Here is a 20,555-nt window from a genome sequence, read left to right on the forward strand (position 1 = left end):
CCGCCGCTCCCCCGGCCAGCAGCGCGGTCGCCTGCGCCGGGTCGTCCAGCGCGGTCGCGCCCGGCGCGCCGCCGGGCACCGCGCCGGGCATGCCGCCGGTGCCGCCGGGACCGCTGCCGATCAGCGCCATCATCAGCTGCTGCGCGGTCGGCCGCCGGGCCGGGTCCTTGACCAGGCAGGCGGCGATCAGGTTGTGCAGCTCGGGCGGCAGGCCGACCAGCGAGGGCGGCTCGTTCATCACCCGGTTGATCACCGCGACCACGGTGTCGTCGCCGAACGGCGGGCGGCCGGTGGCGGCGTAGACCATGGTCGAGCCCCAGGCCCAGACGTCCACGGCCTCGGTGAGGCGCTCCCCGGCGACCTGCTCGGGCGCCATGTAGGACGGGGTGCCGATCGCCTTGGTCGCGTTGGTCTGGCCCGCGTCCAGGGCGCGCGCGATGCCGAAGTCGATCACGCGCGGCCCGTCCGGCGCCATGATCACGTTGTGCGGCTTGAAGTCGCGGTGCACGATGCCCGCCTGGTGGATCGCCACCAGCGCGGTCGCGGTGCCGATCGCGAGGCGCTCCAGCGCCGCGCCGGTGATCGGCCCCTGCTCGGTGACCTGCTTGTACAGCGACGGGCCGGGGACGTACTCGCTGGCGATCCACGGCTGGTCGCCGGCGACGTCGGCCTCCAGCACCTGCGCGGTGCAGAACCGGGCGACCTGCATGGCCGCCTGCGACTCGCGGACGAAGCGGTGGCGTGCCTGGTCGTCGGCGGCGAGATCGGCGCGCAGCAGCTTGATGGCCGCCTTCGCGCCGGACGGGTCCACACCGAGGTAGACGACGCCCTGACCGCCCTCTCCGAGACGTTCGGTCAGGTCGTAGGTCCCCAGCCGCCGGGGATCTCCCGGCTGCAAGTCCGGCATGGAACGACTCCTTCGGCGGGCGGATCGGGCGGTGTTCGAGCGCTGGACGGGCTACGAGCTTACGCGAGCAGCCGCGCGCCCCATGCGCGTTCGCCCTGCGGGACCATACCCACTAAACCGCCGCGAAGCAGCGCCTTGGCGGGCTCCCGCCCGGATCGGTCGGAGACGGCTGGCAGACTTCGCACATGAGCATCAGCTATCCGCGGCAGACCGCCCGCACCCGCCGGTTCACCCTCGGCGTCCCGCGCGCCTTCCAGATCGCGCCCGACGGCTCCCGGGTGGCGTTCCTCCGCACCAAGGCGGGCGACGACCCGGTCACCTGCCTGTGGACGCTGGACCCGGCCACCGGCGCGGAGACCCTCGTCGCCGACCCGGCCGCGCTGTCGGTCGCCGGCGAGCAGAACCTGCCCGCCGAGGAGCGCGCCCGGCGGGAGCGGGCCCGCGAGGGCGCGGGCGGCATCGTCGGCTTCGCGACCGACGCGGCCGTCCGGCAGGCGGTGTTCAGCCTCGGCGGACAGCTGTTCCTCACCGACCTGGCGTCCGGGGAGGTGCGCGAGCTGCCCGCGCGGACCCCGGTGTTCGACCCGCGCCTCGACCCGGCCGGGCGCCGCGTCGCCTACGTCTCCGGCCGCACCCTGCGGGTGATCGGCGTCGACGGCTCCGACGACCGGGCGCTGGTCACGCCCGAGAGCGAGCAGATCTCCTACGGCCTGGCGGAGTTCATCGCCGCCGAGGAGATGCAGCGGATGCGCGGCCACTGGTGGTCTCCCGACGGCTCGACCGTGCTCACCGCCCGGGTGGACGAGACGCCCGTCCAGCGCTGGACGATCGCCGACCCCGCCAACCCGGAGAACCCCGCGACCGAGATCGCCTACCCGGCCGCCGGGACGCCCAACGCGATCGTCTCGCTCGTCCTGCTGCGGGTGGACGGCGGCCGGGACGCGTCGGTCTCCTGGGACCGCGGCCAGTACCCGTACCTGACCGCCGCCGGCTGGGACTCCCGCGGCCCGATGATCGTGGTGCAGACCCGCGACCAGCGCGCCCAGCGGGTGCTGGCCGTCGACCCGCTGAACGGCGAGACGAGCCTGCTGCACACCGGCCACGATCCGGTCTGGACCGAGATCGTCCCCGGCGTCCCCGCCCGCACCGACGCCGGCGACCTGGTCTGGACGGTCGAGGACCACCAGGCGAGCGCCCCGGGCGTTTCCTCCCCCGACCTGCTCGGCACCCGCCGCCTCACCGTCGGCGGCGAGCCGGTCACCCCGCCCGGCCTCCAGGTCCGCGCGGTGCTCGGCGTCGAGGGCGGCGCGGTGCTGTTCACCGCGTCCACCGAGCCGACCGAGGTGCACGTCCACCGGTACGCCGACGGCGAGGTCACCCGGCTCACCTCCGGGCAGGGCGTCTACTCGGCGGTCGCGGCGGGCGGCGTCACCGTCGTCGCGGGCTCGCGGCTGGACGCCCTCGGCACCGTCACCGAGGTCCGCGGGCCGCAGGGGACGTTCCCGATCGAGTCGCGCGCCGAGACCCCGGTGATCACACCGCGGGTGGAGCTGCTGCGCGCCGGCGAGCGCGAGGTCCGCACCGCCGTGCTGCTGCCCACCGGCTGGACGCCCGACCAGGGCCGCCTGCCCGTCCTCATGGACCCCTACGGCGGTCCGCACGCGCAGCGCGTGCTGGCGGTCCAGCGCGCCTACTGCGAGCCGCAGTGGCTCTCCGACCAGGGCTTCGCCGTGGTGATCGCGGACGGCCGGGGCACCCCCGGCCGCGGCGTCGCCTGGGAGCGCGCCGTCCGCGGCGACTTCGTCACGCCCGTCCTGGAGGACCAGGTCGCCGCGCTGGAGGAGGCCGCCCGACGGCACCCCGCCGCGCTCGACCTGGACCGGGTCGCCGTCCGCGGCTGGTCGTTCGGCGGCTGGCTCGCCGCGCTCGCCGTGCTGGCCCGCCCGGACGTGTTCCACGCCGCCGTCGCGGGCGCCCCGGTCACCGACTGGACGCTCTACGACACCCACTACACCGAGCGCTACCTGGGCCTGCCCGAGGAGGAGCCGGAGTCCTACGCCGCCAACTCCCTCATCGGGCTGGCCGACAAGCTCACCCGCCCGCTGCTGCTGATCCACGGCCTGGCGGACGACAACGTGGTGGCCGCGCACACCCTGCGGCTGTCGTCGGCCCTGCTGGCCGCGGGACGCCCGCACACCGTGCTGCCCCTGTCCGGCGTCACCCACATGACGCCACAGGAGGTCGTCGCGGAGAACCTGCTCCACCTCCAGGTCGACTGGCTCAAGAAGTCCCTGGCCTGAGCCCGGAGGCGGTGGCGCCGGGGGCGGGCGAGCTCTGCCAGGACGACCAGAGCGCCGCGTAGGAGCCCCGGGCGGCCAGCAGTTCGTCGTGGGTGCCGAGTTCGGTGATGCGGCCGTCCTCGACGACGGCCACGCGGTCGGCGTCGTGGGCGGTGTGCAGGCGGTGCGCGATGGCGACGACCGTCCGGCCGTCCAGGACGGCGGCCAGCGAGCGCTCCAGGCGGCGGGCGGCCCGCGGGTCCAGCAGCGAGGTCGCCTCGTCCAGGACGAGGGTGTGCGGGTCCGCCAGGACCAGGCGGGCCAGCGCGAGCTGCTGCGCCTGCGCCGGGGACAGCTCCTCGCCCGCCGCACCGACCCGCGCGGACAGGTCGGGGCCGTCCCAGTCCACGGCCTCCAGCGCGGCGCGGATCCGGTCGTCGCCGGCGTCCGGGTCCGCCATCACCAGGTTGTCGCGCAGGGTGCCGCGGAACACGTGGTGCTCCTGCGTGACGAGCGCGACGTGCCCGCGCAGCTCGTCCAGCGGCAGCTCGACGAGCGGGACGGGCCGGGCCTCGCCGACCTCGACCGCGCCCGACCGCGGGCCGTCGATCCCGGCGACCAGGCGGCCGAGGGTGGACTTGCCCGCCCCGGACGGCCCGACCATCGCCAGCCGCTCGCCCGGCCGCAGCGCCAGGTCCACGCCGTGCAGCACGTCGTGGCCGGGCCGGTAGGCGTACCGGACGTCGCGGACGGTGATCCGCTCCCCGTCCGGGCGCGCCGACGTCGGGACGCGGTCGGCCGGGACGTTCCCCACGCCGAGCAGCCGGGCCAGCGACGCGCCGCCGATCTGCACCTCGTCCAGCCGGGTGAGCAGCATGTCCACCGGGCCGACGAGCTGCTGGACGTACAGCGTCGCGGCGGTCACCTGGCCGAGCGTGGCGAGCCCGTGCGCGTGCAGCAGGCCGCCGGCGACCAGCGTCCCGACGACCGGGAGCAGGTAGCCGCCGTCCACGACGGGGAACAGGACGGTCCGCAGGCCGAGGGTGTACCGCTCGCGCGCGTAGGAGCGGGCGATGTCGGCGTCGCCGCGGGCCCGCCGCCGCTCCGCCAGCCCGAACGCCTCGACCGTCCGGGCGCCCTGGACGGTCTCGGCGAGGCCGTCGGTCAGCTCCGCCCAGGCCGCCTCCTCGCGCAGGTAGCCGTCGCGGGCGCGCTTGAGGTACCAGCGCATGCCGAGGAGGATCGGCGGCGCGCCGAGCAGGACGGGCAGCGCGACGAGCGGCCCGGTCAGCACCAGCGCGACCAGCGTGAGGACGACGGTGACGCTGCCGATGACCATCTCGGGGACGGCCTCGCGGACCACGCCCGACAGCTCCCCCACGTCCCGCGAGCTGCGGCTGACCAGGTCGCCCGTCCCGGCCCGCTCGACCCGCGACAGCGGCAGGGCGAGGACGCGGCCGACGAACTCCTCGCGCAGCTCGGCCATGACCCGCTCGCCCAGCCGCGCGGACGCGAAGTAGGCGTACCGGGTCAGGACGCCCTGCACGATGACGAACCCGGCGATCGCGGCGCCGACGGCGTCGATGTGCGCGGTCCCGTCGCGCACACCGTCCACCAGGCCGCCCAGCAACCGGGGCGCGACCAGCCCGGACACCGCCGCGAGGGCGTGCAGGGCGAGCGCGCCGGCCAGGGCGCGCGGATGCCGCCGGACGAGCTCGACGGCGTACGCCCGCACCTGGGCGCGTGTGGCGACGGGCAGGATGGCGGTGCTCATGTCACTCCAACGGCGGTGCTCACGGCCGTCCTCAGATCGGCTCCCGCGGCGGTGCTCATGTCGGCTCCCGTGGCGGTGCTCATGTCGGCTTCCGCGGCGGTGCTCATGTGGCTCCACGGGTGACGACGGCGGCGTAGCGGGGTTCGGTGTCCAGCAGGTCGCGGTGCGTGCCCTCGGCGACGACCGCGCCGCGCTCGACGAACGCGACGTGGTCGGCGCGGTCCAGGACGAGCGGGCTGGTGGTGGCGATCACGGTGGTGCGGCCGGACCGGACGCGGCCGAGGCGCTCGGCGATCGCGGCCTCGGTGTGCGCGTCCACGGCGCTGGTCGGCTCGACCAGGACGAGCACCTCGGGGTCGGCGGCGAGCGCCCGGACGAGCCGCAGCCGCTGCCGCTGGCCGCCGGAGAACTCGCGGCCCGCCTCGGCGACGTGCCCGTCCAGGCCGGTCCCCGCCACGACGTCCCCGGCGGCGGCGGCCTCGACCGCCGCGTCCAGCGGGAGCCGGGGCTCCCCCGGCGGGGCCAGGGTCTCGCGGAGCGGACCGGAGAACAGGCGGTCCTCGTTGACGGCGACCAGCACGCGCGACCGGACGTCAGCGACCTCGGCGAGGGGCACGCCCCCGTAGGTGACGTCGCCCTCGGCGTAGCGGCCGAGGCGGTCGGCCACCGCGGCGGCGTCGCGCGGGTCGGCGGCGGCGACCGCGGTGACCCGGCCCGGCCGGACCACCAGCCCGGACGCGGCGTCCACCAGCTCCGCCGGGCCGTCCACGCGCCGCTTCCCGGTGTGCGCGATCTCCGGCTCGACCGCCAGCAGGCGGCACACGCGTCCGGCGGCGACCCGGCCCTTGGTGAACTTCTGCGCCATCTCGCCGATCGTCCGCAGCGGCTCCACGAGGAACACCGCGTACCCGTAGAACGCCACGAGCTGGCCGACCGTGATCCGGCCGTCCTGCGCGAAGTGCGCGCCGAGCCAGGTGACCAGCGCGACGAGCAGGCCGGGCAGCAGCACCTCGGCGCCGCTGATCCGCGACTCGGCCCACGCCACCCGCACCCCCGCCCGCCGCACGTCCTGGGACCGGCCGCGGTAGCGCTCGGCGAACAGCGCCTCGCCGCCGACGCCGCGCAGCACCCGCAGTCCCGCGACCAGGTCGGTGGCCGTCGAGTTCAGCTCGCTGACCAGCTCGCGGTGCGCGTCCTCGCGGCGCTCGTAGGGGCGCAGCAGCGGCGCGGCGACCGCCAGGATCACCGGGACGCCGACCAGGACGACCAGGCCCAGCGGCCAGGACGTCGCCAGCAGCAGCGCCGCGACCACGACGATCGCGACGACCGACCCGGTGCCGCGGCCGAGGATGTCCAGCACGTCGCCGATCCGGGCGACGTCGGAGATGCCGACGCTGACCACCTCGCCGGCGGTGAGCCGCCTGGGCAGCGTCGCGCCGAGCCGGGTCGTCTGCCGGGTGACGAGCTGGATCGTCCGGTAGCAGGCCGAGAGCCAGTTGAACACGGCCATCCGGTGCCGGGTGACGCTGGACACCATCTGCAGGACGCCGAGCGCGCACAGCACCCCGGCCCAGCGCAGCAGCGCGCCGGTGTCGCCGCCGGCGACCCCGGTGTCGATGGCGCGTCCGATCACGGCCGGCATCAGCGCCTGGGAGAGGAAGAACAGCGTCCCCAGCACGGCCACGGCCAGCACGCTGCGCCGCTGGACGCGCATCAGCCACAGCAGGTAGCGCGCGGGCGAGCGGTGGTCGGGAGTCCCCGGATCGGGTACGGGCAGATCCTTCACTCTGCGAAGGTAAGCGGCGGCACGGCGGCCCGACGACTCATTTTTCACCGCCGCCGGGCCTCTGGGGCGCAGGACTTCCGGCCTTCCCCGGACCCCGCGCCGAGGCCCGTCCAGGCCGCACGGCCGGGCCGCGCTCCTCCTCATCTGCTCCTCATCTGCGGACTCCGAGCCGGTCCGTCGGGGCGCCTCGCACCGGTCCGTCGAGTTTCGGAGAACCGCTCGGCGAGGTGCGCCCCGTCGGTCGGCGAGGTGCGCCGCGTCGGTCCGTCGAGGTGCGCCGCGTCGGTCCGTCGAGGTGCGGAGCACCGTGCGGACCGGTTAGCCTCCGTCGGGTCGTGAGCGCTTTCCGCAGTCCCGTCCCACCGCCGTCCGGCCAGCCCGAGACCGTCGAGCTGCTGGCCGTCCTCGGCGACTCCGCCGACGTCTCGATGGTCGAGAAGATGCTGACCGACGCCGGTCTGGACGTCGCGCTGACCGCCGCCGCCTCCGTCGACGAGGCGGTCCACCGCGTGACCCGGCGCACCCACTGCATCCTGGTCGACCTCTCCGGCCCCGAGGGCGACCGGCTGACCGGCCTGCGCCGCATGCTGGCGGTGTCCGGGACGGCCGCCGTGATCGTGCTGACCGGCGTGGACGACGTGTCCCTCGGCATCCGCGCGCTCGCCGCCGGAGCCGAGGACTACCTGGTCAAGCGGGAGATCGACGGTCCGCTGCTGGCCCGCGCGGTGCGGTACGGGATAGAGCGCCGGCGCGCGGACGAGAACGAGCGGCGGCTGGTCGAGGCCCGGCTGACGGCCGCCGAGAACGCCCGGCTGGAGCGGGGCCTGCTGCCGGTCCCGCTGATCGACGACCCGTCCCTGACGCACCACACGCGGTACCGGCCCGGACGGTCCCGGGCGCTGGTCGGCGGCGACTTCTACGACACCGTGCAGACCGCGGACGGCACCGTGCACCTGGTGATCGGCGACGTCTCCGGGCACGGCCCGGACGAGGCGGCGCTCGGCACCCAGCTTCGGATGGCGTGGCGGACGCTGGTGCTGGCCGGGCACGCCGGCGAGCGGCTGCTCGGCACCCTGGACACCGTCCTCGGGCACGAGCGGCGCGACGACGAGACGTTCACGACGCTGTGCATGGTGACGATCGCGCCGTCCCGGCGGGCCGCCCGGATGCACCTGGCCGGGCACCCCGCGCCGCTGCTGTTCACCGGCCGGGGCCCGGACACCCGGGTGTCGGCGCTGCCGGACCACGCGCACGGCCCGGCGCTCGGCCTGGTCCCGGGCGCCGACTGGCCGGCGACCGAGGTCGAGCTCGGCGAGGCGTGGAGCCTGCTGCTCTACACCGACGGCCTGATCGAGGGGTTCGCCGGGGACGGCTCGTCCGACCGGCTCGGCACCGAGGGGCTGGTGGAGCTGGCGCGCGCCGCGTCCGGCCGGGGCATGATCGGGCGCGCGCTGCTGGACGACCTGGTCTCGGGCGTCGAGCGGCTGAACGGGGACGCCCTCACCGACGATCTCGCCGTCCTCCTGCTGTCGCACCGCTGACCGCCCGCCGCCCGCCGACCGCCCGGACGCCCGACCGACCCCGCCGCCCGCCGACCGCCCGGACGCCCGACCGACCGCCACCATCCGCCCGACGACCGCCCGGTGACCGCCGCCGCGGACCGGGACGTCCGCTGTGACCCACGTCACCAGCGAATTCATCTACTACAGGGCGTAGAGCATGATGTACTACGACCTGTAGTTCCCTTTCGGCGTGTGAAGTCCGACACCTCACCGTGTCACCGAACGGTCACGAACCCCAGGCCGGACACGCCCGATAGCCCCGGGCTATCGAAACGAGTGCCTTGATGACTTGGCCCTCTTTGCCCAGGCAGCCATACCGTTCCGAGCTGTGGCTATAGCGAGTACTGCGATCTACAGATCGACCGTGGGCAAGAAGGCGGTCATGGCGGTGACGGGGGCGATCCTCGTCGGCTTCCTGATCGCGCACATGATCGGGAACCTCAAGATCTTCCTCGGCGCGAGCAGCTTCGACCACTACGCGGAGTGGCTCCGCACGATGGGCGAGCCCGCCGTCCCCCGGCGCACCCTGCTGACGATCCTGGAGATCGTGCTCGGCGTGTCCGTCCTGCTGCACATGTGGTCGGCCGTCTCCCTCGCCCGGCGCGCCCGCGAGGCCCGCCCGGTGAAGTACCACGGCAAGAAGAAGTCCCACGCGCAGGGCTACGCCACCCACACCATGCGCTACGGCGGCGTCATCATCCTGCTGTTCGTCATCTGGCACCTGCTGGACCTGACCTTCTACGCCGTCAACCCCAAGGGCTCGGACGCCACCCCGTACGACCGCGTCGTCGCCGACTTCGACGCCTCCCGCTGGTACATCACCGTCTGGTACGTGCTCGCGGTCCTGCTCGTCGGCCTGCACCTGCGCCACGGCATCTGGAGCGCCTTCCAGACCCTCGGGCTGCGCTCCCCCCGCAACAACGGCGCGCTCCGCGGCCTCGCCGCCGCCATCGCCGTCGTCGTCACGATCGGCTTCATCGCGGTGCCGATCTCCGTCACCTTCGGATGGGTGAGCTGACCATGACCGACACCTTCTACGAGACCGGCGACCCGGTCGTCGACACCAAGGCCCCCGCCGGCCCGGTCGAGAAGCGCTGGACCACCCGCAAGTTCGAGGCCAAGCTGGTCAACCCCGCCAACCGCCGCAAGAAGACCGTCATCATCATCGGGACGGGCCTGGCGGGCGGCTCGGCGGGCGCGACCCTCGGCGAGGCCGGCTACCACGTCATCCAGTTCTGCTTCCAGGACTCGCCCCGCCGCGCCCACTCCATCGCCGCGCAGGGCGGCATCAACGCCGCCAAGAACTACCGCAACGACGGCGACTCGGTGCACCGCCTGTTCTACGACACCGTGAAGGGCGGCGACTTCCGCTCCCGCGAGTCGAACGTGCACCGCCTCGCCGAGATCTCCACCCAGATCATCGACCAGTGCGTCGCGCAGGGCGTCCCGTTCGCCCGCGAGTACGGCGGCCTGCTCGACAACCGCTCCTTCGGCGGCACCCAGGTCTCCCGCACCTTCTACGCCCGCGGCCAGACGGGGCAGCAGCTGCTGCTCGGCGCCTACCAGGCCCTCATGCGCCAGGTGGACGCCGGCAACGTCGAGCTGCACGCGCGGCACGAGATGCTCGACCTGATCATGGAGGACGGCCGCGCCCGCGGCGTCGTCGTCCGCGACCTCATCACCGGCGAGATCAAGCACTACACCGCCGACGCGGTGGTGCTGGCGTCCGGCGGCTACGGGAACGTCTTCTTCCTGTCCACCAACGCCATGGGCTCCAACGTCACCGCGTCCTGGCGCGCGCACAAGCACGGGGCCTACTTCGCCAACCCCTGCTACACGCAGATCCACCCGACCTGCATCCCCTACTCCGGCGAGCACCAGTCCAAGCTGACGCTGATGTCGGAGTCGCTGCGCAACGACGGCCGCGTCTGGGTGCCCAAGGAGGCCGGCGACAAGCGGGCCCCCGGCGACATCCCCGAGGACGAGCGCGACTACTACCTCGAGCGCATCTACCCGTCCTTCGGCAACCTGGTGCCGCGCGACATCGCGTCCCGCGCCGCCAAGAACGTCTGCGACGAGGGACGCGGCGTCGGCCCCGGCGGCCAGGGCGTCTACCTGGACTTCGCCGACGCGATCGCGCGGCTCGGCCGCAAGGCCGTCGAGGCCAAGTACGGCAACCTCTTCGAGATGTACGAGCGGATCACGGGCGAGAACCCGTACGAGGTGCCGATGCGCATCTACCCCGCCGTGCACTACACGATGGGCGGCCTGTGGGTCGACTACGACCTGCAGTCCAACATCCCCGGCCTGTTCGTCATCGGCGAGGCCAACTTCTCCGACCACGGCGCCAACCGGCTCGGCGCGTCCGCCCTCATGCAGGGCCTCGCGGACGGCTACTTCGTCCTGCCGACCGGCCTCGGCGACTACCTGGCCCGCAACACCGGGCTCGGCGAGGTCTCCGAGACCGCCATCTCCGAGGCGGAGGAGCGGGTCAGCTCGCAGGTCGAGAAGCTGCTGTCGATCAACGGCACCCGCACCGTGGACTCCTTCCACCGCGAACTCGGCCACATCATGTGGGAGTACTGCGGCATGGAGCGCACCGAGGAGGGCCTGCGCAAGGCGCTGGAGCTCATCCCGGCGCTGCGCAAGGAGTTCTGGGAGAACGTCAAGGTCACCGGGAAGGGCGAGGAGCTCAACAAGGAGCTGGAGAAGGCCGGCCGGGTCGCCGACTTCCTCGAGCTCGGCGAGCTCATGGTGATCGACGCGCTGCACCGCACCGAGTCCTGCGGCGGCCACTTCCGCGCCGAGTCCCAGGACGAGGACGGCGAGGCCAAGCGCGACGACGAGCACTTCTCCTACGTGGCGGCCTGGGAGTGGGGCGGCGGCGAGAGCAAGCCCGTCCTGCACAAGGAAGCCCTCGAGTTCGAATACGTTCACCCGACGCAGAGGTCGTACAAGTAATGAAGCTCACGCTGCGCATCTGGCGCCAGAAGGGCCCCCAGGACGAGGGCCGGATGGTCGAGTACGAGCTCGACGACATCTCCCCGGACGCCTCGTTCCTGGAGATGCTCGACGTCCTCAACGAGCGGCTGATCGTCGAGGGCGAGGAGCCGGTCGCGTTCGACCACGACTGCCGCGAGGGCATCTGCGGCATGTGCTCGCTGGTGATCAACGGCACCCCGCACGGCCCGGAGCGGAACACCACCACCTGCCAGCTCCACATGCGCAAGTTCAAGGACGGCGAGGTCATCGACGTCGAGCCGTGGCGGGCCCGCGCCTTCCCGGTCGTCAAGGACCTGGTGGTGGACCGGTCGCCGCTCGACCGGATGATCCAGTCCGGCGGGTACATCACCGCCCCGACCGGCACCGCGCCCGAGGCCCACTCCGTCCCGGTGCCCAAGCCGGACGCCGACCGCGCCTTCGAGGCCGCCGAGTGCATCGGCTGCGGCGCCTGCGTCGCGGCCTGCCCGAACGGCTCGGCCGCGCTGTTCCTCGGCGCGAAGATCACGCACCTGGGGCTGATGCCGCAGGGCCAGCCCGAGCGCTGGGATCGCGTGGTCTCCATGCTGGAGACCCACGACGAGGCGGGCTTCGGCGGCTGCACCAACACCGGTGAGTGCACCGTCGCCTGCCCGAAGGGCATCCCGCTCGACGTGATCAGCACGCTCAACCGCGACTTCCTCAAGGCCACCGTCGGCGGCAAGAAGAAGTAACCGCGCTCTCCGCGAAGCCCCGCGCCCGTTTCGGTCGCGGGGCTTCGTCGTTTTCGGACGTCTATAGCGCACCGTCCGAGTTCGTTGATCATGCCTTTCCACACTCGTCTCGATTCCCGTCCGCCATAAAGGCAGGTTATGAGCGACCTGCGGTGGATCAAGGGATCCGCGGGCTCCCGGCATGTGTGCAGGGTCACACGGTGTCGTCATTGTTATGTGTGTCACAGTCGCGCGACGGTGGCGTAGGGTCGCATCCCCCGAAGGCGCGAGATCGGGGAACCCACCCCGCGGGGGACTCGACCAGAACCCCGACCCGAGCTCAGGAGAGCGATCGATGAGCACAGTGGAGGCGCCGGGCAAGACGCGCGCCCAGATCAGGGAACGCACGCTCCGGCGGGACGACTGGCGCGTCTATCCGGTCACCACGCTGGTGATCTTCACGGCCTGGGTGGTGTACGCGACCATCCGCGCGTTCTGGGGATCGGCGTTCTACGTGCCCCAGTACCACTACCTGACGCCGTTCTACTCGCCCTGCCTCAACGAGATCTGCAACAACGTCACCGTCGACGGCCACACCGGGGACGCCGCGGAGTTCGGCACGTTCCTGCCGGCCGCGACCCGCGGCTGGATCCCGTTCGCCGCGATCTCGCTGCCGTTCCTGCTGCTGTTCCGGCTGACCTGCTACTACTACCGCAAGGCGTACTACCGCTCGTTCTGGGCGTCCCCGCCCGCGTGCGCGGTGAGCGAGCCGCACGGGAAGTACACCGGTGAGCGGCGGTTCCCCCTGATCGGCCAGAACCTGCACCGCTACTTCTGGATGGCGGCGTTCCTGATCTCCCTGGTGAACACCTGGGACGCGGTCCGCGCCTTCCACGGCAAGGACGGCGGGTTCGGCATCGGCCTCGGCACGCTGATCCTGGTCGCCAACGTCGTCCTGCTGTGGCTGTACACGCTGTCCTGCCACTCCTGCCGGCACATCGTCGGCGGACGGCTGAAGAACTTCTCCAAGCACCCCGTCCGGTACTGGATGTGGGGTCAGGTGTCCAAGATCAACCTGAACCACGGCAGGTACGCGCTGATCACGCTCGGGTCGCTGGTGGTGGCGGACCTCTACGTGGCGCTGGTCTCCAGCGGCACCATCTCCGACCTGCGACTGTTCAACTGAGGATCCCCTGATGACCGAAATCGAGAGGCACGCCTACGACGTCGTCGTGATCGGCGCGGGCGGAGCGGGGCTGCGCGCGGCGATCGAGGCGCGGCTCCAGGGCAAGCGGGTCGCCGTCATCTCCAAGTCGCTGTTCGGCAAGGCGCACACGGTGATGGCCGAGGGCGGCGCCGCCGCCGCGATGGGCAACGCCAACCCGAACGACAACTGGCAGGTCCACTTCCGCGACACGATGCGCGGCGGGAAGTTCCTGAACAACTGGCGGATGGCCGAGCTGCACGCCAAGGAGGCCCCCGACCGGGTGTGGGAGCTGGAGGCGTGGGGCGCGCTGTTCGACCGCACCAAGGACGGCCGGATCTCGCAGCGCAACTTCGGCGGCCACGAGTACCCGCGGCTCGCGCACGTCGGCGACCGCACCGGCCTGGAGATGATCCGGACGCTGCAGCAGAAGGTCGTGGCGCTGCAGCAGGAGGACCACCGCGAGCACGGCGACTACGAGGCGCGGATCAAGGTCTGGGCCGAGACGACCGTGACCCGGCTGCTGAAGGACGTCGAGGGCCGCGTCTGCGGCGTGTTCGCCTACGTCCGGGAGTCCGGGACGTTCGTGGTGTTCGAGACCCCGGCGGTCGTGATGGCCACCGGCGGCATCGGCAAGGCGTTCAAGGTGACGTCCAACTCGTGGGAGTACACCGGCGACGGGCACGCGCTGGCGCTGCTCGCCGGGGCGTCGCTGCTGAACATGGAGTTCGTCCAGTTCCACCCGACCGGGATGGTCTGGCCGCCGTCGGTGAAGGGCCTGCTGGTCACCGAGTCGGTCCGCGGCGACCGCGGGGTGCTGCGCAACTCCGACGGCAAGCGGTTCATGTTCGACTACATCCCCGAGGTCTTCAAGGACAAGTACGCGACGACCGAGGAGGAGGGCGACCGCTGGTACGACGACCCGGACAACAACCGCCGTCCCCCCGAGCTGCTGCCGCGTGACGAGGTCGCGCGCGCCATCAACTCGGAGGTGAAGGCGGGGCGCGGGTCGCCGCACGGCGGCGTGTTCCTCACCGTCGTCGACCGGATGCCGGGCGGCGCGGAGGAGATCAAGCGGCGGCTGCCGTCGATGTACCACCAGTTCAAGGAGCTGGCGGACGTCGACATCACGGCCGAGCCGATGGAGGTCGGGCCGACCTGCCACTACGTGATGGGCGGCATCGAGGTCGACCCGGACACCGGGGCGGCGCTGGTGCCCGGCCTGTTCGCGGCGGGCGAGTGCTCCGGCGGCATGCACGGCTCGAACCGGCTCGGCGGCAACTCGCTGTCGGACCTGCTGGTGTTCGGGCGGCGCGCCGGGCTCGGGGCGGTCGAGTACGTGGACGGGCTGGAGACCCGTCCGGCCGTCCCCGAGGCGGAGGTCGCGGCGGCGTCGGCGGAGGCGCTCGCCCCGTTCGGCCGTCCGGACGGCGAGAACCCGTACGCGGTGCACTCCGAGCTGCAGCGGACGATGAACGACCTGGTCGGCATCATCCGCACCGAGTCGGAGCTGCGGGAGGCCCTGGAGACCCTCGACAAGCTGCGCGAACGCGTCGCGCGCGTCGGTGTCACGCCGGTCGCGGTCGGCGCGGGCGCGGGCGGCGACGGCGAGGGCGGGCGCGGCTACCACCCGGGCTGGCACCTGGCGCTCGACCTGCGGAACATGCTGCTGGTGTCGGAGGCGGTCGCGCGGGCGGCGCTCGAACGGCAGGAGAGCCGGGGCGGGCACACCCGGGACGACTACCCGGCGATGTCGGCGGACTGGCGCAAGGTGAACCTGGTCTGCCGGCTGTCGGGCGACGCGTCCCATCCGGTGACCGGCGCGCGCGTGGAGCTGCGGCGGCAGCCGATGGAGCCGATGCGCGACGACCTCATCGGGCTGTTCGAGACCGACGAGCTGAAGAAGTACCTCACCGCGGCCGAGCTGCCCGGCGGCCCGGTGGAGCCGGACCCGGTGGGCACGGCGGCGGGCGCCGCGGCGGATCCGGCGGACGGCGAGGCTGACGAGGAGGCCGAGCAGTGAGCTACCAGGCCAAGTTCCGGGTGTGGCGCGGCGACGAGGGCCGCGGCGAGCTGACCGACTACACGGTGGAGGTGAACGAGGGCGAGGTCGTCCTCGACATCATCCACCGGCTGCAGGCGACGCAGGCCCCCGACCTCGCCGTCCGCTGGAACTGCAAGGCGGGCAAGTGCGGCTCGTGCTCGGCGGAGGTCAACGGCATGCCGCGGCTGCTGTGCATGACCCGGATGTCGACCTTCGAGCCGGACGAGGTCGTCACGGTCACGCCCGTCCGCACCTTCCCGGTCATCCGGGACCTGGTGACGGACGTGTCGTTCAACTACGAGAAGGCGCGGCAGATCCCGTCGTTCGACCCGGGCGGCACCGCGCCGGGCGAGTTCCGGATGCAGCAGGTGGACGTCGAGCGCTCGCAGGAGTTCCGCAAGTGCATCGAGTGCTTCCTGTGCAACAACGTCTGCCACGTGATCCGCGACCACGAGGAGAACAAGCCGGAGTTCGCGGGGCCGCGGTTCCTGATGCGGATCGCCGAGCTGGAGATGCACCCGGCGGACGAGGCCGACCGGCGCAACATCGCGCAGGAGGACCACGGCCTCGGCTTCTGCAACATCACCAAGTGCTGCACCGAGGTGTGCCCCGAGGGCATCAAGATCACTGACAACGCGCTGATCCCGATGAAGGAGCGCGTGGTCGGCCGCCGCTACGACCCGGTCGTGTGGCTGGGGACCAAGCTCGGCATCGTGAAGAAGGGCCAGGACACGCCGTCCGCGTGACCCCGGACCCCGGGCGGCCGTCGGAACACGGTTCCGGCGGCCGTCTCGGTTTTCACCCGCCGTTCCGCGGCCACTGCGCGCGGCTGCGGAGGCGCGGGGCGCCGGGGAGGCGAGGGGCACTGGAAGGGAAAAGGCCAGCCCGTCGGGAGGGGCGTCCGGCGGACGGGGACGGCGTGACGGCGGGCGGCGTGCCCCCGTCACCGCCGCCCGTCGCCACCGCCGTTCCCCGTGAACGCCGTCGGCCACCGTGACATCTGGGCCACCGTGCCGCGCTCCACCCTCGCGCGGACGAAGCGCGGTTAATAGGTAGAAGTGCACAGAACGGGCACTTGATTTGTTCTACCGTCGTGGGTTCCCCCGGAGCGCCCGCGACTTAGCGTGGAGGGATGAGCGCCTTGGAGCCGGGTTCCTTCCTCGCCGAGCTCACCGCGGCCGAGCGGGCCGACCTGGAGTCGCGCGGCGGGGTGCGGTCCTTCGACCGCGGCGAGACGCTGTTCCACGAGGGCGAGGACGGCCTGTGGGTGGCGGTGCTGCTGTCCGGACGGGTCAAGGCGTTCTCCACGCGCGAGCAGGGCGGCGAGGCGGTGCTGGGCGTCCGGGGGCCGGGGGCGCTGCTCGGCGAGGTCGCCGCGATCGACGGGCAGCCGCGGTCGGCGTCGGTGAAGACGCTGGAGCCCGCGCGGGCGCTCGGGCTCACCACCGCCGACTTCCGCGCCTACCTGGCCGCGAACCCGCGCGTCTCGTTCCTCATCATGAAGATGCTGTGCCAGCGGTGGCGCGAGGCGGACCGCGGCCGGGTCGAGTTCGGCATGTTCGACGCCACCGGACGGGTCGCGCAGAGGCTGGTGGAACTGGCCGAGCGGTTCGGCGTCCCGTACACGGGCGAGGGCGGCCCGAGCGTCCAGATCACGCTGAACCTGACGCAGGAGGAGCTCGCCGGGTGGGTCGGCGCGTCCCGGGAGGCGGTCAGCAAGGCGCTGCGCACGCTGCGGCGGCACGGCTGGATCGAGACGGGACGGCGGAGCGTCATCGTCCACGACCTCCAGGCCCTGCGCCGCCACGCCCGCTGACCTCTCGGGCCGGGACGGACGACGCCCCGCGGACGGCTGAAGCGCGCGGCGGCGCGGGTGACGGGTGGCGGCGCGGGTGGCAGGTGGCGGCGCGGGTGGCAGGTGGCGGCGCGGGTGGCAGGTGGCGGGTGGCGGGTGGAAAAGCAGGACGCCGCGTCCGGGAAAGCGAACGCGGCGGCCTGGTCTGCGGGCCTCCGGTCAGGAGGCGATGGGGCTGCGCGGGACCTTCGCCGACTTCAGCGACGGCAGGACCTTCCCGGCGGTGATGCCGCGGTCCTTGGCGAACGCGTCGGTGACCTGGCCGAACGCGTAGTTCTTGACGCGGATGACCACGTCGATGTCCGCGCGGTTCCTGCCGCTCGCGCTCGGCAGCCCGACCAGCGTGTTCATGACGCCGGTGAGCAGGCCGCAGTCGGTGGCGGCGGGCACCGAGAACGCCGAGTCGGTGATCTTCGCGGGGATCACCCAGGTGCCGTTCATGTTCCTGAGCGACAGGTTCGACAGGTTCGGCGTGAGGGCGATCGGCTGGGCGTCGCTGCCGATGTAGCACTTGTCGCCGAGCAGGTCGAGCTTGGTGAACTCGGTCTTCAGCTTCAGCGGGATGCTGTCGGGCAGGACGTACTTGCCGAGCGTGATCGCCCCGGCCTGCTGGACGCGGACCTGGAAGCCGTCCAGTCCGAGCGGCGCCGACTCCTTGGGGATCGCGATCGGGTCGCTGCGGAAGCCGCCGTCCGGGGTGCGGATCTGCAGCTTCCACTCGTGCAGGCCGACCGCCACCGGGACGGTGATCGGCGTGGTGATCTTCTGGGTGAGGCCGCCGAGCTTCATCTCGCCGCCGGTCATCACGATGGCGACGCAGTTCCACAGCCAGGACTGCGCGCCCTGCGGGACGGCCGGGCAGTTCTTGAAGTCCGCGGCGCTCGGGGTGTAGCCGGGGGCGGCGTCGGCGTGCGCCGCGACGGCGGGGCCCGCGGCGAGGGCGGCGCCCAGGCCGGCGGCCACGGCGGTCCGGGTGAACAGACGCTTCATGCATGCTCCGTGCGGATGGGGCGGGAGTTGACCCGGGCGGGCGACGCCGCCCCGGGCAGCGGAAGCATAAGTGCGCTCTTACCTGGGCGGATAGATCAGGTGCGGGGGATTCTCCGGTGGCGGATGCTCAGGAAGTGACAAGAAACGGCCGCGGGTTCCGTGCTCGGCGCACCCTCCGCTGCCGAAAGTGATCATCGTCCGGCCCCTTCCCGGCGGCGCCCGCCCTCCCCCGCCGGACGTCGGCGCCCGCCCGGTTCCGGAGCGGTCTCAGCGGCGGCGACCTGGGGACACGGCGCGTCCCGACGGGTCGGCCAGAGGGCCGGGCGCGGCCTGCCCCTACCCTGTGAGCGTGCAGTTGCAGCAGCTCGCCTACTTCGTCGCGGTCGCGGAGGTCAGGCACTTCACGCAGGCGGCCGAGCTGCTGCGCGTCGCCCAGCCGTCGCTGTCCAAGCAGATCCGGGCGCTGGAGACCGAGCTCGGCGCGTCCCTGTTCAGCCGGGCGCGCGGCAACATCACGCTGACCCCGGCGGGCGAGGCGCTGCTCCCGCTGGCCAAGCGCATCCTCGCGGACGTCGACACCGCCCGGCTGGAGGTGCAGGAGCTCGCCGGGCTGCGGCGCGGGCGGGTCCGGCTCGGCGCGACGCCGTCGCTGTGCGCGGGGCTGCTCGGCGATGTCCTGCGCCGCTTCCACGACGCCTACCCCGGCATCGAGCTGCTGGTCGAGGAGGGCGGCTCGCGCGACCTGGTGCGGGACCTGACCCGCGGGTCGCTCGACCTCGCGCTGGTGATCCTGCCGCTGCACGGCGACCCGCCGCTGTCCACGACGGCGATCCTGCGCGAGGACCTGGTGGTCGCCTCGCCCGCCCCCGGCCCCGCGACCGACGCGCGGGGGCGTCCGGCCGAGGCGGGCGTGGGCGGGCGCCTCGCCGACCGCGGCTGCCGCCTGCCGCGCCGTCCCTACCTGCACATCTCCGACCTGCGGGACCGTCCGCTGGTGATGTTCCGGTCCGGCTACGACCTGCGCGAGGCGACGATCGGCGCGTGCCGCGCGGCGGGCTTCGAGCCGCGCTTCGCGGTCGAGGGCGGCGAGATGGACGCCGTGCTCCGCTTCGTCGAGGCCGGGCTCGGCATCGCCGTCGTGCCGAGCATGGTGCTGGCCGGGCGCCCCGGCCTTCAGGGGACGTCGCTGGTCATCACCGACGAGGACGACCCGTCCCGCGGCGGCCGGCGCGGCCCGTCCGGCCACGGCCTGCGCCGGACGATCGCGCTCGCCCACCGCAAGGACGTCGACCTCACCCACGCCGCCCGCGCGTTCCAGGAGACGCTGGAGAACTTCCTCATCGAGGCGGGGCTCGCGGGAACCCTTCCCGCCGGCGTCGAAACCCTCCTCACGCCCTGACCTCCGCCGGGCTCCCGCACTCGGCCCGAGGCGGCAGTGCCCGCGGGTTCTAGGGGCACGTACGCGCAACGCGCGTTCACATCCGGCCTGGCTCCGGGCGCCAGAGGGCGGCGACGGCGCCGGGTTCGCCGTTCGGCCGGGCGTGGTTCGCCTTTGTTTCCGGCCCGGGACGTGAACCGTTCCGGGTGGTCGGTAGTCAGTACAGATAGACGGGCGGGCGTCTCGGTGGCGTCCTTGACGGACGGAGCTGGCGATGTCCTACGGTTCTCCTCCCTATCCGGGCGCTCCGCAGGGAGCGGCGCCGGAGCGTCCGCCTGTGCCGCAGCGGGTGCGCGTCGCGTTCCTCCTGATGCTGGCCGGGGCCGCGACGCAGGTGCTGGGGCTGCTCGTCACCGTCGTCCGGATGGGCGCGCTGCGGGACCAGTTCCGGACGAAGCTGGCGGAGAGCGGGACGACGCCGACCGAGGGGAACCTGGACGCGATCATGGCGGTCGCGATCGCGTTCGCCGTGCTGTTCGCGCTGCTCGGGGCCGGACTGTGGCTCTGGATGGCGTTCACCAACCGGGCCGGACGGCCCTGGGCGCGCATCACCGGAACGGTGTTCTTCGGCATCCACACGCTGAGCACCCTGTCCGGCGGGGCGATCATGGCGACCGGCGGGACGGGCCGGGTCGGGCTCGGCGCCGGCGACGCCGCGAGCTTCGCGATCAGCGGCGTGACCTGGCTGATCGGGCTGGCCACCGTCATCCTGCTGTGGACCGGGGACGCGAAGTCCTACTTCCGTCCGGTCGCCGCCGCCGCGCCTTACGGGCAGCCGGGCGAACATCCGTACGGGCAGCCGTACGGACAGCCGGGCGGTCATCCGTACGGGCACGTCCCGCCGGGGCACTCTCCGTATCCCGTGGAGCCGCCGCCGCCCGCCGTGCAGCCCCCGCCGGGGGACGCGCCGCCGCACGCCGACGGGCCGAACTGGACGAACCCGTCCTGACCTCTCGGCGGCGTCGCCGGGGCCGCCTGCGAACTTCGTACCGTTCGGCCCCATAATTTGGCTGGGCGTCCCGCG

General features: G+C 73.1%; 15 protein-coding genes. 11 read left to right on the top strand and 4 right to left on the bottom strand.

Annotation, left to right across the window (positions count from 1 at the left end):
- A partial coding sequence (locus DZF91_RS15105) for a serine/threonine-protein kinase (RefSeq protein WP_147341161.1) occupies window positions 1-907 on the bottom strand: 907 nt, incomplete at its 3' end.
- Between the two features lie 185 nt (window positions 908-1,092).
- On the opposite strand from DZF91_RS15105, the gene DZF91_RS15110 reads away from it, so the two are divergent.
- On the top strand, window positions 1,093-3,207 hold the full coding sequence (locus DZF91_RS15110) for a S9 family peptidase (protein WP_117358109.1): 2,115 nt from the start codon (window positions 1,093-1,095) through the stop codon (window positions 3,205-3,207).
- Here the strand turns inward: DZF91_RS15110 and DZF91_RS15115 are convergent.
- Window positions 3,188-4,960, bottom strand: coding sequence for an ABC transporter ATP-binding protein (locus DZF91_RS15115; RefSeq protein WP_117358110.1), 1,773 nt, complete (start codon window positions 4,958-4,960; stop codon window positions 3,188-3,190). The two genes, DZF91_RS15110 and DZF91_RS15115, sit on opposite strands and share 20 nt — an antisense overlap.
- Before the next feature lie 103 nt (window positions 4,961-5,063).
- Entirely contained in the window at window positions 5,064-6,746 is a 1,683-nt protein-coding gene (locus DZF91_RS15120) for an ABC transporter transmembrane domain-containing protein (protein WP_235834306.1), read from the bottom strand.
- 335 nt (window positions 6,747-7,081) lie between these two features.
- Here DZF91_RS15120 and DZF91_RS15125 point away from each other — a divergent pair, with 335 nt between their 5' ends.
- The 8 genes from DZF91_RS15125 (at window position 7,082) to DZF91_RS15160 (ending at window position 17,064) form a co-directional block, all read left to right on the top strand.
- Window positions 7,082-8,287, top strand: a complete 1,206-nt coding sequence (locus tag DZF91_RS15125) for a PP2C family protein-serine/threonine phosphatase (RefSeq protein WP_235834307.1) — start codon at window positions 7,082-7,084, stop codon at window positions 8,285-8,287.
- Window positions 8,288-8,672: 385 nt separating this feature from the next.
- The gene (locus DZF91_RS15130; protein WP_407920912.1) at window positions 8,673-9,326 is read left to right on the top strand and encodes a succinate dehydrogenase cytochrome b subunit; all 654 of its coding nucleotides are present in this window, start codon (window positions 8,673-8,675) and stop codon (window positions 9,324-9,326) included.
- A gap of 2 nt (window positions 9,327-9,328) precedes the next feature.
- Entirely contained in the window at window positions 9,329-11,269 is a 1,941-nt protein-coding gene (locus tag DZF91_RS15135; RefSeq protein ID WP_117358112.1) for a fumarate reductase/succinate dehydrogenase flavoprotein subunit, read from the top strand.
- Window positions 11,269-12,021, top strand: coding sequence for a succinate dehydrogenase/fumarate reductase iron-sulfur subunit (locus DZF91_RS15140; protein ID WP_117358113.1), 753 nt, complete (start codon window positions 11,269-11,271; stop codon window positions 12,019-12,021). The genes DZF91_RS15135 and DZF91_RS15140 overlap by 1 nt, the downstream gene beginning before the upstream one ends.
- Before the next feature lie 334 nt (window positions 12,022-12,355).
- Window positions 12,356-13,186, top strand: coding sequence for a hypothetical protein (locus DZF91_RS15145; protein ID WP_117358114.1), 831 nt, complete (start codon window positions 12,356-12,358; stop codon window positions 13,184-13,186).
- A 10-nt stretch (window positions 13,187-13,196) separates the two neighbouring features.
- Entirely contained in the window at window positions 13,197-15,227 is a 2,031-nt protein-coding gene (locus tag DZF91_RS15150; protein ID WP_117358115.1) for a fumarate reductase/succinate dehydrogenase flavoprotein subunit, read from the top strand.
- The gene (locus DZF91_RS15155; protein ID WP_117358116.1) at window positions 15,224-15,994 is read left to right on the top strand and encodes a succinate dehydrogenase/fumarate reductase iron-sulfur subunit; all 771 of its coding nucleotides are present in this window, start codon (window positions 15,224-15,226) and stop codon (window positions 15,992-15,994) included. The genes DZF91_RS15150 and DZF91_RS15155 overlap by 4 nt, the downstream gene beginning before the upstream one ends.
- 386 nt (window positions 15,995-16,380) lie before the next feature.
- Window positions 16,381-17,064 (top strand): Crp/Fnr family transcriptional regulator, encoded by a 684-nt coding sequence (locus DZF91_RS15160; protein WP_117358117.1) that lies wholly within the window; start codon window positions 16,381-16,383, stop codon window positions 17,062-17,064.
- Window positions 17,065-17,262: 198 nt separating this feature from the next.
- Here DZF91_RS15160 and DZF91_RS15165 read toward each other — a convergent pair whose 3' ends face one another.
- Window positions 17,263-18,093: a hypothetical protein gene (locus DZF91_RS15165; RefSeq protein WP_117358118.1), complete on the bottom strand. Its 831-nt coding sequence runs from the start codon at window positions 18,091-18,093 to the stop codon at window positions 17,263-17,265.
- A gap of 349 nt (window positions 18,094-18,442) precedes the next feature.
- Between DZF91_RS15165 and DZF91_RS15170 the strand changes: the two genes are divergently transcribed.
- Window positions 18,443-19,492 (top strand): LysR family transcriptional regulator, encoded by a 1,050-nt coding sequence (locus tag DZF91_RS15170; RefSeq protein ID WP_117358126.1) that lies wholly within the window; start codon window positions 18,443-18,445, stop codon window positions 19,490-19,492.
- Between the two features lie 316 nt (window positions 19,493-19,808).
- Window positions 19,809-20,480: a hypothetical protein gene (locus DZF91_RS15175; RefSeq protein ID WP_117358119.1), complete on the top strand. Its 672-nt coding sequence runs from the start codon at window positions 19,809-19,811 to the stop codon at window positions 20,478-20,480.
- The last annotated feature ends 75 nt before the right edge of the window (window positions 20,481-20,555 follow it).

The organism is Actinomadura logoneensis (genome assembly GCF_003428695.1).
Taxonomy (GTDB): Bacteria; Actinomycetota; Actinomycetes; order Streptosporangiales; family Streptosporangiaceae; genus Spirillospora; species Spirillospora logoneensis.

Coding starts and splice junctions, on each gene's coding strand:
- DZF91_RS15140 (WP_117358113.1), top strand. CDS start 11,269: ATGAAGCTCACGCTGCGCATCTGGCGCCAGAAGGGCCCCCAGGACGAG.
- DZF91_RS15145 (WP_117358114.1), top strand. CDS start 12,356: ATGAGCACAGTGGAGGCGCCGGGCAAGACGCGCGCCCAGATCAGGGAA.
- DZF91_RS15160 (WP_117358117.1), top strand. CDS start 16,381: ATGAGCGCCTTGGAGCCGGGTTCCTTCCTCGCCGAGCTCACCGCGGCC.
- DZF91_RS15150 (WP_117358115.1), top strand. CDS start 13,197: ATGACCGAAATCGAGAGGCACGCCTACGACGTCGTCGTGATCGGCGCG.
- DZF91_RS15115 (WP_117358110.1), bottom strand. CDS start 4,960: ATGAGCACCGCCATCCTGCCCGTCGCCACACGCGCCCAGGTGCGGGCG.
- DZF91_RS15165 (WP_117358118.1), bottom strand. CDS start 18,093: ATGAAGCGTCTGTTCACCCGGACCGCCGTGGCCGCCGGCCTGGGCGCC.
- DZF91_RS15110 (WP_117358109.1), top strand. CDS start 1,093: ATGAGCATCAGCTATCCGCGGCAGACCGCCCGCACCCGCCGGTTCACC.
- DZF91_RS15135 (WP_117358112.1), top strand. CDS start 9,329: ATGACCGACACCTTCTACGAGACCGGCGACCCGGTCGTCGACACCAAG.